This is a genomic window from Streptomyces sp. ActVer (assembly GCF_027270795.1).
GTDB classification, from domain to species: Bacteria; Actinomycetota; Actinomycetes; order Streptomycetales; family Streptomycetaceae; genus Streptomyces; species Streptomyces umbrinus_A.
Window position 1 is genome coordinate 1 of sequence record NZ_JAPWHT010000340.1, and the last position, 11423, is coordinate 11423.

General features: G+C 68.7%; 9 protein-coding genes and 1 tRNA gene. 5 read left to right on the forward strand and 5 right to left on the reverse strand.

What is annotated here, in order from left to right; all coding sequences use genetic code 11:
* Positions 1 to 179 precede the first annotated feature (179 nt).
* The 4 genes from O3Q52_RS38195 to O3Q52_RS38210 all read left to right on the forward strand — a co-directional run bounded on the left by O3Q52_RS38195 (position 180) and on the right by O3Q52_RS38210 (position 5404).
* A tRNA-Lys gene (locus O3Q52_RS38195) sits at positions 180 to 256 on the forward strand.
* A gap of 96 nt (positions 257 to 352) precedes the next feature.
* Positions 353 to 1063, forward strand: coding sequence for a FadR/GntR family transcriptional regulator (locus O3Q52_RS38200; protein WP_269653185.1), 711 nt, complete (start codon positions 353 to 355; stop codon positions 1061 to 1063).
* A gap of 315 nt (positions 1064 to 1378) precedes the next feature.
* Positions 1379 to 3370 carry a cellulose synthase catalytic subunit gene (locus O3Q52_RS38205; RefSeq protein WP_269653186.1) on the forward strand — a complete coding sequence of 664 codons (1992 nt, stop codon included), beginning with the start codon at positions 1379 to 1381 and terminating at the stop codon, positions 3368 to 3370.
* A gap of 96 nt (positions 3371 to 3466) precedes the next feature.
* Positions 3467 to 5404: a kelch motif-containing protein gene (locus O3Q52_RS38210; RefSeq protein ID WP_269653187.1), complete on the forward strand. Its 1938-nt coding sequence runs from the start codon at positions 3467 to 3469 to the stop codon at positions 5402 to 5404.
* 82 nt (positions 5405 to 5486) lie between these two features.
* On the opposite strand, the gene O3Q52_RS38215 is transcribed toward O3Q52_RS38210, so the two are convergent.
* The gene (locus O3Q52_RS38215) at positions 5487 to 6527 is read right to left on the reverse strand and encodes a glycoside hydrolase family 6 protein (protein WP_269653188.1); all 1041 of its coding nucleotides are present in this window, start codon (positions 6525 to 6527) and stop codon (positions 5487 to 5489) included.
* Positions 6528 to 6694: 167 nt separating this feature from the next.
* Here O3Q52_RS38215 and O3Q52_RS38220 point away from each other — a divergent pair, with 167 nt between their 5' ends.
* Positions 6695 to 7504 (forward strand): GAF and ANTAR domain-containing protein, encoded by an 810-nt coding sequence (locus O3Q52_RS38220; protein WP_269653189.1) that lies wholly within the window; start codon positions 6695 to 6697, stop codon positions 7502 to 7504.
* Between the two features lie 368 nt (positions 7505 to 7872).
* Here O3Q52_RS38220 and O3Q52_RS38225 read toward each other — a convergent pair whose 3' ends face one another.
* From O3Q52_RS38225 to O3Q52_RS38240, 4 genes are all read right to left on the reverse strand, one after another.
* Positions 7873 to 8547, reverse strand: coding sequence for a class F sortase (locus tag O3Q52_RS38225; RefSeq protein WP_269653190.1), 675 nt, complete (start codon positions 8545 to 8547; stop codon positions 7873 to 7875).
* A gap of 6 nt (positions 8548 to 8553) precedes the next feature.
* Positions 8554 to 9204 (reverse strand): hypothetical protein, encoded by a 651-nt coding sequence (locus O3Q52_RS38230; protein ID WP_269653191.1) that lies wholly within the window; start codon positions 9202 to 9204, stop codon positions 8554 to 8556.
* Positions 9205 to 9333: 129 nt separating this feature from the next.
* Positions 9334 to 10113, reverse strand: a complete 780-nt coding sequence (locus tag O3Q52_RS38235; RefSeq protein WP_055617989.1) for an HAD-IIA family hydrolase — start codon at positions 10111 to 10113, stop codon at positions 9334 to 9336.
* 169 nt (positions 10114 to 10282) lie between these two features.
* Positions 10283 to 11020 (reverse strand): hypothetical protein, encoded by a 738-nt coding sequence (locus O3Q52_RS38240; protein ID WP_332112978.1) that lies wholly within the window; start codon positions 11018 to 11020, stop codon positions 10283 to 10285.
* Between the last annotated feature and the right edge of the window lie 403 nt (positions 11021 to 11423).

The following is an 11423-nucleotide window of genomic DNA, read 5'->3' on the forward strand; positions in this document are numbered from 1 at the left end:
TCCTCGCGTCCGGTGAACCCGCAGATCACGACGCCATGGACAACCACACCAGACCCGTAACTTCACGGCCTTGCCCTTTGGGGGCGCGGGGAACTGCGCGATCAACCCCCACCGGCCCGCAGGCCTGAGTGAAGGGCCGGGGCACTCCCCCACACCAGGTAAGATCTGCAGAGCAGCACGCGCCGCTAGCTCAGTTGGTTAGAGCAGCTGACTCTTAATCAGCGGGTCCGGGGTTCGAGTCCCTGGCGGCGCACCACCGAAGAGGCTCCTCGTCATCGCGAGGGGCCTCTTCGCATCCGGCCGAAACCTCATCGCGTATGGCCGAACCCTTTCGGCCCGCTACCCTCTGGCCATGGCGCGCGACCTCCAGGAGCGGATCAAGAAGCTCATCATCGACCGCCGGCTGCCCTCGGGCGCCGTACTTCCGACCGAGCCCGAGCTCATGGAGCTGCTCGGCGCCAGCCGCAATTCCGTGCGCGAGGCGCTGAAGGCGCTCCAGGCGATGGGCATCGTCGAGATCCGGCACGGCTTCGGCACCTACGTGGGACCGATGTCCATGGCCCCGATGATCGAGGGCCTCGCCTTCCGCACGGTCGCCGGGCACTACCGGGGCGAGGACAGCCTGCTCCAGCTCCTGCAGCTGCGCGAGGCCGTGGAGACCGGGCTGATCGTCCGGCTCGCGGGCAAGGTCCCGGCGGACGATCTCGCCGAACTGGACGCCCTGGTGGACCGTATGGACGCGGAGGCGGCCGCGGGCACCGGTCTCGCGGACACCGACCGCGCCTTTCACGCCACCCTCTACCGGGGCCTGGGCAACCTGCTGCTGAGCGAACTCCTGGAGGCCTTCTGGGACGCCTTCCACCGCGTACGCACGGATCTCGTGGGGCTGCCGCAGGATCCGAAGGTCACCTGCCGGCAGCACCGGGAGATCCTCGACGCGGTGCGCTCCGGCGACGCGACCAGGGCCGAGGACTCGATAAGGGAACACTTCGGCAACATCCGTACGCGCTTGACCGCAACCACACCGAACGAGACCATCAGACACCCCAATGAGCGCGTATGACCGGTAAACACCATGTTTCGCATCTTGCGATCATGGTGAACGGCATAGAACCCTGGGCGACAAGAGGCTGCGGTTACAGCGCAGTTGGGGGCTTGGAACCGGTTGCGTGCGAAGGCGGGGAATAGGGGCCCCGTTCATGAACGGATGTCGAGGGGGGCATCATGCAACCGGAAGGCCGGTGCGCCGTGTCTATAGGGTATGTGGATGATGTGGTGGCGGGGGCCTGCTGTTGATGCGCCTGTGAATGTCTAGGGGGACATGAGCAGGCGAACGGAACAACGAGCACGCGATGGTTCGCGTGTGGGGGGAAGACTCATGACGTCGACGCCGACGGGCGCCCGGCAGAACTCCGATCCGTCCGAGACCACCCAACTGAGGGTGCCGTCACAGACTCGGACCGGCAGCTTCCGGAGAATCAAGAAGACACTGCCGAGATACGACTACGAGCACTACAGCAGGCTTGCGGGGCCTCTCACACAGCCCGATCCGGCCCAGCCGTACAAGGTGCAGTACCGCTCGCTGCTCTCGCAGGAGCCGCACCGGCTGCGCGCTGCCCTGATGCTGGGCGCCGCGCCACTGCTCTCGCTCGTCCTGCTCGTCTGGCTGCTCCAGCCGGCGCACTGGACCGAACGCGACTACCCGGCCTTCGGCTTCCTGCCGGCGCTCGACATCGTGATGCTGGTCTCGATCGGTCTGATCGAGCTCTTCCGCTGCATGAACGTGCTGTCGAACGCGCACGCCACGCTGGTCGCCCGCGACCCGATCCCGGTGGTGCCCGAGACCGGTACGAGAGTGGCCTTCCTCACCTCCTTCGTGCCCGGCAAGGAGCCGCTGGAGATGGTGACGAAGACCCTCGAAGCCGCGGTCAAGATCCGCCACCGCGGCCTCATGCACGTCTGGCTGCTCGACGAGGGCAACGACCCCGAGGTCCGGGAGGTCTGCGAGCGCCTCGGCGTGCACCACTTCTCCCGCAAGGGCGTCGCGAAGTGGAACATGCCCAAGGGCCCGCACCGCGCGAAGACCAAGCACGGCAACTACAACGCCTGGCTGGACGCGCACGGCGACAACTACGACTACTTCGCCTCGGTCGACACCGACCACGTGCCGCTGCCGAACTACCTGGAGCGGATGCTCGGCTTCTTCCGCGACCCGAACGTCGGCTTCGTGATCGGCCCGCAGGTCTACGGCAACTACGACAACCCGATCACCAAGGCCGCCGAGTCGCAGCAGTTCCTGTTCCACGCCCTGATCCAGCGGGCCGGCAACGCCTACGGCTCCCCGATGTTCGTCGGCACGTCCAACGCCGTACGCATCAAGGCGCTGAAGCAGATCGGCGGCCTGTACGACTCGATCACCGAGGACATGGCGACCGGCTTCGAGATCCACCGCCACAAGAACCCGGCGACGGGCAGGAAGTGGCGCTCGGTCTACACGCCGGACGTGCTGGCCGTCGGTGAGGGCCCGAACGCCTGGACGGACTTCTTCACGCAGCAGATGCGCTGGTCGCGAGGGACGTACGAGACGATCCTCAAGCAGTACTGGAAGGGCTGGTACTCGCTTCCGCCGAGCAAGCTCTTCAACTACACGATGATGATCATCTTCTACCCGATGTCGGCCCTCAACTGGATCCTGGCGGCGCTGAGCTGCGCCCTGTTCCTGGGCCTCGGCGCCTCGGGTGTGAACATCGACCCGGCGATCTGGCTGATGCTCTACGGCAACGCCTCCGCGCTGCAGATCGGTCTCTACGTCTGGAACCGCCGCCACAACGTCTCGCCGCACGAGCCCGAGGGCTCCGGCGGTGTGGCCGGCATGATCATGTCCGCGCTGTCGGCGCCGCTCTACGCGAAGGCGCTGATCGACTCCGTCCTGCGTCGCAAGAGCAAGTTCGTGGTCACCCCGAAGGGCGATTCCGCGAGCCCGGACACCTGGTTCGGGACCTTCCGGTACCACTGGTACTTCATGGCGATCTTCGCCGGTTCGATCGCCGCGGGCTTCGTCTACGGCAACGCCCACCCGGCGATGATCATCTGGGCGTCGTTCGCGCTGCTGATCACCGCGTCGCCGATGTTCGCCTGGCGCTGGATGATGCGGCAGGAGAAGAAGGGGCGGAAGCACCGTCAGGGCGGTCCCCAGGACCCACCCGCGCGCCCGCAGGACAGCCGCATTCCCCACCAGCCACAGGGTTCACAGCAACCTCCGGCCGCACCGCACACGCCCCAGCAGAAGCCCAGCTGGGCGGCAGGCGGGGGCAACGACCAGACGGTGCAGATCGCCCTCGGGGGACGGCAGCATCAATCCGGGGGCTGAGTTCCATCAGCGGCTCCGCCGCTGCCCCGGACCCCCGGACCCCAGCCGGAAAAGCCTTGTACGCCAGTCATCGAGACAAGTTAGACGGGATTTGAAGTGAAAGACGGTTCCAGCCGCCGCCGTGCCCGCCGCATCGCGATAGGTGCGGCGGTGGTGCTTGCGCTGGCCGGGATGAACGGACCCGCGCTCTACCGCTTCGGGTCGGACCAGTACCACGAGTACAAGATCAACAGGCCTGAGTACAAGGCCGACAACGGCAAGTGGGACATCGTCGAGTTCCCCGAGAAGTACCGGCAGAACACCATCCACGCGGCACTCCTGCGCACGGGCAAGATCCTGATGGTCGCGGGCTCCGGGAACAACCAGGAAAACTTCGACGCGAAGAAGTTCGACACCCGTATCTGGGACCCGGTCAAGGGCACGATCAAGAAGATCCCCACCCCGGCCGACCTGTTCTGCACGGGACACACGCAGCTGGCCAACGGCAATCTGCTGATCGCGGGCGGCACCAAGCGGTACGAGAAGCTCAAGGGCGACATCACCAAGGCCGGCGGCCTGATGGTCGTCCACAACGAGAACCCGGACAAGCCGATCACCCTGCCCGCGGGCACCCGGTTCACGGGCAAGGAGAACGGCAAGACCTTCGTTTCGAAGGACCCGGTCGTCGTCGAGCGGGCCAAGAAGGTCTTCGACAAGGCGACCGGCAAGTTCCTGCGCAACGAACCGGGCCTGGGCCGGATCTACGTCGAGGCGCAGAGGAGCGGCGCCAAGTACGAGACGGGTACGCAGGACAACTACCGCGTGCAGGGCCTGTCGGGCGGGGACGCGCGCAACACGTACGGCATCGCGGAGAAGCTCGCCCTCGACAAGAAGGACTTCCAGGGGATCAAGGACGCCTTCGAGTTCGACCCGATCGCCGAGAGGTACATCAAGGTCGACCCGATGAACGAGGCGCGCTGGTACCCGACGCTCACCACACTGTCCGACGGCAAGATCCTCAGCCTCTCCGGCCTGGACGAGATCGGCCAGCTGGTGCCGGGCAAGAACGAGGTCTACGACCCGAAGACCAAGAAGTGGACGTACACCAAGGGCATCAGGCAGTTCCCGACGTATCCGGCGATCTCCCTGATGCAGAACGGCAAGCTGTTCTACTCGGGCGCGAACGCCGGTTACGGCCCCGACGACGTCGGCCGTGACCCGGGCATCTGGGACCTGGGCACGAACAAGTTCACCAAGCTCCCCGCCATGTCCGACCAGAAACTCCTGGAGACCGCGGGCACGGTGCTCCTGCCGCCCGCGCAGGACGAGAAGTACATGGTGATCGGCGGCGGCGGGGTCGGCGAGTCCAAGAAGTCCAGCAAGAAGACCCGCATCATCGACCTCCTGGCGGACGACCCGAAGTTCGTGGACGGGCCCGAGCTGGAGAAGGGCACGCGCTACCCGCAGGCCTCGATCCTGCCCGACGACAGCCTGCTGGTGTCCGGCGGCTCGGAGGACTACCGCGGCCGCGGCGACTCCAACATCCTCCAGGCGCGCATGTACGACTCGAAGACCGACAAGTTCAAGCGGGTCGCCGACCCGCTGGTGGGCCGCAACTACCACTCGGGCTCGATCCTGCTGCCCGACGGCCGCGTGATGTTCTTCGGCTCGGACCCGCTCTACTCCGACAAGGCCAACACCAAGCCTGGCAAGTTCGAGCAGCGCGTCGAGATCTACACGCCGCCGTATCTGTACCAGGGCTCGCGGCCCTCGCTCTCCGGCGGCCCGAAGACCGTCGAGCGCGGCGGGTCGGCGACCTTCTCCTCGAAGCACGCCTCGTCCATCAAGACGGCCCGTCTGATCCGGCCGAGCGCGTCCACGCACGTCACCGACGTCGACCAGAAGTCCATCGCCCTGGACTTCAAGAAGACGAAGGACGGCCTCACGGTCACCGTCCCGAAGAGCCGCAACCTGGTCGCCTCGGGCTGGTACATGCTGTTCGTCACGGACGACCAGGGCACCCCGAGCAAGGCCCAGTGGGTCAAGGTTCCCTGACCCGTCCGGAGTGACGTGACTGGGGGCGCCCTCCGCAGAGGAGGGCGCCCCCAGTCACGTACAGGCTGTCGCCTGCGGGTTGTTACTTGGTCGCTTTCGCGAGTTTGAGCGCGTACTCCGGCCACCACTGGCCGGCCTTCGGCCCGCCCTTGCACGTCCCGTCGGACTCGCCGGGCCGCTTGACCCACACGTACGCGTCGACAAGGTCGTCGTCGGTCCGGGTGGTGGGCGACTCCCCGAGCGCGCGGCCGGGCGGGTTGCACCAGTTCTCCGCGGGATCACCTTCCGTGTACGGGCCGTTGCCGTTGCGGCTGGTGTCGACCACGAAGGGCTTGTTGCCGACCTTCGACGACAGCTCCCTGCCGTACTTCGTGCTGTCGGCCGTCGTGTAGAAGTTGGACACGTTGACCGAGAAGCCGTCGGCCTTCTCGACGCCCGCCAGTTTCAGCGGCTCGGCGATGTCGTCGGTCTTGCCCCAGCCCGCGTTGCCCGCGTCCAGGTAGACCTTGGTGTTCTTCAGGGACTTGAACTTCCCGACCGCACCTTTCAGGAGGTCGTAGCGCTCCTCGTGGAACTCGTCCGGAGTGCAGCCGTCCACCATGTGCAGGACGGCGTCCGGCTCCAGGATCACCGTCGCCTTGCGGTCGCCGATGCCCGCGGCGACCTGGTCGATGAAGGCCCGGTAGGCGTTGCCGTCCGCGGCGCCACCACCGGAGAACTGGCCGCAGTCTCGGCGCGGAATGTTGTAGACGACGAGCAGCGCGTCCCGGTCGGCCTTCGCAGCGGCCTCGGTGAAGCCGCGCGCCTCCTGCTCGGCGTTCTCCGGAGTGAGCCACTCACCGGTGGGCTGCTCGGCGATCTTGCGGATCAGTTCGGCGTCGTCCTTCTTGCCGTCCTTCACATATGAGGCCACCTGCTCGGCCGCGTTCCCATCGGGATTGACCCAGAACGGATCCTTGTCCTTGGGCTGCTGGCTCACCTTGGCGCCCGACTTGTCCTTCTCGCCGTCGCCGTCCGAGGAAGAGCACCCCGCCAGCAACAGCACAGCTCCGGCCACCGCCACGGACGCCTTTGCCACCCCTCCAGTGGCGAAAAGAGACACAGCCCCCCTGCTCCCGTACATCAAACTCCCCCTCGGGTGCACCGTCCGAAGTCCCAATCCTGACATACGTGTCGGTCCGCCCACGAGCGCGTCCGTCCCTTGTCCACTAGCTGTTACACCCCCTCCCCACCGGGTAGGCGCCGGACGGACGTGCGGGGGCGGTGGCCGGACTCGGGAAGGGCGCGGACATGCACCACAGCAGTCGGGAGGTCCAGCTGGGGGCCGCCCTCGTGGAAGCCGCGGACACGCTCTCCGAGGCCTTCGACACGGTGGCGTACCTGCGACGGCTCTCCGACCACTGTGTGACCCTCCTGGACGCCTCGGCGGCCGGCATCATGCTGATCGAGGGCGGCGAAACGGTGTCGTTCGGTGTGAGCAGCCGCCAACAGGAGCTGGCGCTCGACCTGTTGGAGGTCCAGCACCACGGCGGACCCTGCCTGGAGAGCTACGGCAGCGGAGAACCCGTCCCACAGGTCGCGATCCGCGCGGCCCACGCCTCCTCGCGCTGGCCCGACTTCACGGAACGGGCGCTGCGGTACGACATCGGGAGCACCTTCGCGGTACCGCTGCGCCGGAACGGGACCCCGCTCGGCGCCCTCAACGTGTTCGTGCCGGAGCCTGCCCGCCCGACCTCGTCCCCGACCTCGTCCCCGGCATCGGCATCGGCATCGGCATCGGCATCGGCGGACGAGACGGCGCTGCTCCTCGCGCAGACCCTGGCCGACGCGGCCGCCCTCGGGCTCGCCAACCACCGCATGTTCACCGAGTACCGGACGCTGACGGACCAGTTGCAGGAGGCCCTCTCCAGCCGCGTACGCATCGAGCAGGCGAAGGGCATGCTCGCCGAGCGCCGGCGGACCGGGATGGACGAGGCGTTCATCGCGCTGCGCCAGTACGCGCGCAGCAACCGGCTGCCCATCGACGAGGTCGCGACGGCCGTGATCACGGGCTCGCAGGACATCGCCGAGCTGGGCCGCGAGCATCCCGGACCCGCCTAGACCCCGCGACTAGCTGCGCGGATAACACAGCGCCACCAGAACGGGACTTGGCGTCAATCAGACCCTAGGCCGGAACGCCCATCCGAACTAGAGTCTTATCAGACGGCCCCGGCCCCCGGCTGTCCGACCATTCCCGATGCGCGTTCGAGACGCGCGGACGGGCCCCTGAACCTCCCGTGCCGGCCGCCGGGTTACTCCCGCAGCCCGGGCGCCCACGGTCGAGGACCAGCCCGGTCGACGGCTCCGGGGGGAGCGGGTCGTCGACCGGGCCAGGTGCGGTACGAGTTCCTGGATTCGGTTCGGTACGAGGGGTACCCGGGTTCGGTTCGGTACGAGGGTTCGGGCGAGGCTTCCTGGGGGCGCGGGGCTCAGAGACCCGTGCCGCTGAGGTATGCGGAGACGACCACGTTCGCCGTGTAGGCGCGGCTGGTCCGGTCGAAGGTGCCGCCGCAGGTGATCAGGCGCAGTTCGGCGCGGCCGGTCTGCCGTGTCCCATACACCTTCTCGGCGTCGAAGCGGTCCCGGGTGAAGACCTGGACGTCCTCGACGGTGAACTCGGCGACCCTGCCGTCGTCGCGGATCACCCGGACCGTCTCGCCCGGCCGCACCTCGCTGAGGTGGTAGAAGACCGCGGGCCGGGTCTCGGTGTCCACGTGCCCGACGAGCAGCGCGGTCCCGGCCGCCCCGGGCCGAGCCCCGCCCCCGTACCAGCCGACGGTCCCCGCCTGTCCGTACGGCGGCGGATCGATCGCCCCGCGGGGGTCGAGGCCGCGGGTCACCACGGGTGCCTGTACGCCCAGTGCGGGGATGTCCACGCGCTGGGGCCGCGCGTCCCCCAACGGCTCGGCCGCGGGCGGCAGTTCGACGCCGAGGGGCCGCCCGACGGCCGCCACGTCACCCGTGGTCGGCGCGGATATGCCCTGCCGTACGTCGGTCACCTCGCGGCCCCAGAGCCACAGCCCGAGGAGCAGCAGCGCCCAGGCCACGCCCATGAGCAGCCGGCCGCCGCCGGAGGTGTGTTCACGGTCCTCCCGGTCTGACATGGCCGGTCAGTCCGTTCCGCGGGTACTCCCGCGACTCCGACGGGCACTGCGGACCGCCACGGCGACAGCGGCGACACCGGCCAGGACCAGCCCGACCACCGCGTGCCGGGTACCGGGCCCCTCCGAGCGGGCGTCGACGGCGAGCCGCGCGGTACCGCCACCGCCCGCGTCCACGGGCGCCACGGGGGAAGCGGGCGCGACGGGTGAAGCCGCCGAGTCCCCGGGCTGCTTCTCCTTCTGCCCCTGCTGTTCCTTCTTCTGCTGCTGTTCCTTCTTCTGCTGCTGTTCCTTCTTCTTCTGCTTCTCCTGCTTCTCGCGCTGCTTCTTGTCGACGACGGTGAGGGCGCCCTTGACCTTGTCCTCGAAGCCGTCGCAGGTGACCTTGACGTCGTACGTGCCGGGGTCGAGCGTCGAGCGGACGCGGGTCTCGCCGGTGAGGACCCCGGGCGTCCCGGTGAGCTGCGCGTCGGCGACGAACGCCTCGGACGCGGCGGTGCCGGACATCCCGGAGCAGCCCTTGACCCGCAGCTGGATGTCGCTGCCGGGAGCCGGGGACCCCGGGGTCACGGAGACGCCCCCGTCGGCCGCGTACGCGGTGGGGGCGAGTGCGGCGGCAGCCACCACCCCGGCACAGAGAGTCAGTCGCAGTGAACCCATCGTGAACCTCCAGATATCTGGAGCGTCCTCCTCGGGGCGCGGGGTCGCATCCGGGGAGGGGATCCGCTGCTCCGTACGGGTGGCGTGCCCGGGCGGGTGCCGCTCCCGTACAGGCGGCTCACGGGTGGCTCAGACGCGGTCGACGAGGTCCGCGATGGAGTCGACGACCGTGGACGGGCGGTAGGGGTACTTCTCGATCTCCGCCCGGCCGGTGAGACCGGTGAGGACGAGGAAGGTCTCCATGCCCGCCTCCAGGCCGGCCAGGACGTCCGTGTCCATGCGGTCGCCGATCATCGCGCTGGTCTCGGAGTGCGCCCCGATGGTGTTGAGTCCGGTGCGCATCATCAGCGGGTTCGGCTTGCCGGCGAAGTACGGCTGCTTGCCGGTCGCCTTGGTGATCAGCGCGGCCACCGCGCCGGTGGCGGGCAGGGCGCCCTCGGCGGACGGGCCGGTCTCGTCGGGGTTCGTGGCGATGAAACGGGCGCCGTCGTTGATCAGCCGCACGGCCTTGGTCATGGCCTCGAAGGAGTACGTACGGGTCTCGCCGAGGACCACGTAGTCGGGGTCGTGGTCGGTCAGCACGTACCCGATGTCGTGCAGCGCGGTGGTCAGGCCCGCCTCACCGATGACGTACGCGGAGCCGTCGGGGCGCTGGTCGTCCAGGAACTGGGCGGTGGCCAGGGCGGACGTCCAGATGTTCTCGACGGGCACGTCCAGGCCCATCCGCCGCAAGCGGGCGTGCAGATCGCGGGCCGTGTAGATCGAGTTGTTGGTGAGCACCAGGAAGGGCTTCCCGGACTCCCTGAGCTTCTTTATGAAGGCGTCGGCGCCGGGAATCGGCACGCCCTCGTGGATGAGCACCCCGTCCATGTCCGTGAGCCACGATTCGATGGGCTTGCGCTCTGCCATGTGCCGTCTCCTGCCGTACGCGTGCTGCGTGAGCCGTGCGGGTCTGCCGCGGGTGTGGGGGACGCCGTCACAGCTGTGTGCCGACGCCTCCAGACTAGCCATCCGCCCGATCTTGGTGGAGGGGGCGGCAGCGGCCCGAGCAGAGAATCCCGCGGTCCCCGCGACGCCCTCAGCGTCTGCGGCGGGCCACGAGCAGCGCGCCGAGTCCCGCGCCGAGGAGCAGCAGCGCGCCGGCGGTCGCGGCGAGGATCCCCCGGGTCGAGTGCAGCCCCGTCCGGGCCAGTTCCTCCGCGAAGGGAATTCCGTCCGGTACGCGCCCGGAGGCGTCGGCGCTGTCCCGCCCACCAGTGCTGTCGGCATCGTCCTTGCCGCCGACCTCGCCCTTCCCGACCCCTTCGCTGTCTCCCTCCCCCTCCAACACTCCCTCACCCTCGCCGAGGATGCGGAAGCGGTAGTCGTTCGACTGCCCGACCCAGTCGCCGTCGTCGCCGTCGTCCCCCTGCCGCTGGACGACGGCCGCGTGTGCGACGACGTCGTTGGCCACGGCGTCCGAGGTGACCGCGAGCCGCACCTTGACGGAGAGGGTGGCGCCGGGCGCCACGGTGAACCCGGGGAAGGGAGCCTCGCCGGCTTCGGCCCCCTTGGCCGCGCTCGCGGGGGCGCCGAGAACCCCGATGTTCTCGTCCTGCTCGGTCCGCTCGAAGTCGACGGGACGGGGCCGCTCCCCGTCGTAGAACTCCAGCCGCGGCTGCTCCGGCCGCAGCGCCCGCTTCCCGTCCACGAGGACGACGACCGGGTGGATGTTCCCGCAGGTCGCGTCGGTGGTGTTGGTCAGATCGATGTACCAGGTCCGGAACCCGCCCCCGGCGTCGTACTCGGCGGGCCCGCCATGGATCCGCGTCCGCACGGGAAACTCCCTGTTCCCCGGCTCGGCACAGGTGGGCCGGCCCGGCCGTTGATCCACCCCCACGGCGGCATCGGCGGGCACAGGGGCGAGGGCGGCTGCAGCACTGACGGCGAGACAAACGGGCTTGCTCAGTCGCATGGACACGGGACCCTGCCACGACACACCCTCCGACCGACCTCGGCACGCTGACGCGGGGTCCGTTCGGGGAGGGGATTGCGCCCGACCGGGCCAGGGCCGACCCACCCAGGGGCGCGGGGAACGGCGCAATCTTTTGTCTTCAGGGGCGCGGGGAACTGCGCAGTCTTTTCGCTTTCAGGGGCGCGGGGAACTGCGCGACAAGCCCCCATCCACCCGCACCCGACATCGAACCCGCGGAAGCACCCCACTCATCCTTCCGCCCGCC

What these genes read in the sequence shown, in the direction of transcription:
- O3Q52_RS38200 (WP_269653185.1), top strand. Translation starts at nt 353, where the DNA reads ATGGCGCGCGACCTCCAGGAGCGGATCAAGAAGCTCATCATCGACCGC.
- O3Q52_RS38205 (WP_269653186.1), top strand. Translation starts at nt 1,379, where the DNA reads ATGACGTCGACGCCGACGGGCGCCCGGCAGAACTCCGATCCGTCCGAG.
- O3Q52_RS38215 (WP_269653188.1), bottom strand. Translation starts at nt 6,527, where the DNA reads ATGTACGGGAGCAGGGGGGCTGTGTCTCTTTTCGCCACTGGAGGGGTG.
- O3Q52_RS38220 (WP_269653189.1), top strand. Translation starts at nt 6,695, where the DNA reads ATGCACCACAGCAGTCGGGAGGTCCAGCTGGGGGCCGCCCTCGTGGAA.
- O3Q52_RS38225 (WP_269653190.1), bottom strand. Translation starts at nt 8,547, where the DNA reads ATGTCAGACCGGGAGGACCGTGAACACACCTCCGGCGGCGGCCGGCTG.
- O3Q52_RS38230 (WP_269653191.1), bottom strand. Translation starts at nt 9,204, where the DNA reads ATGGGTTCACTGCGACTGACTCTCTGTGCCGGGGTGGTGGCTGCCGCC.
- O3Q52_RS38235 (WP_055617989.1), bottom strand. Translation starts at nt 10,113, where the DNA reads ATGGCAGAGCGCAAGCCCATCGAATCGTGGCTCACGGACATGGACGGG.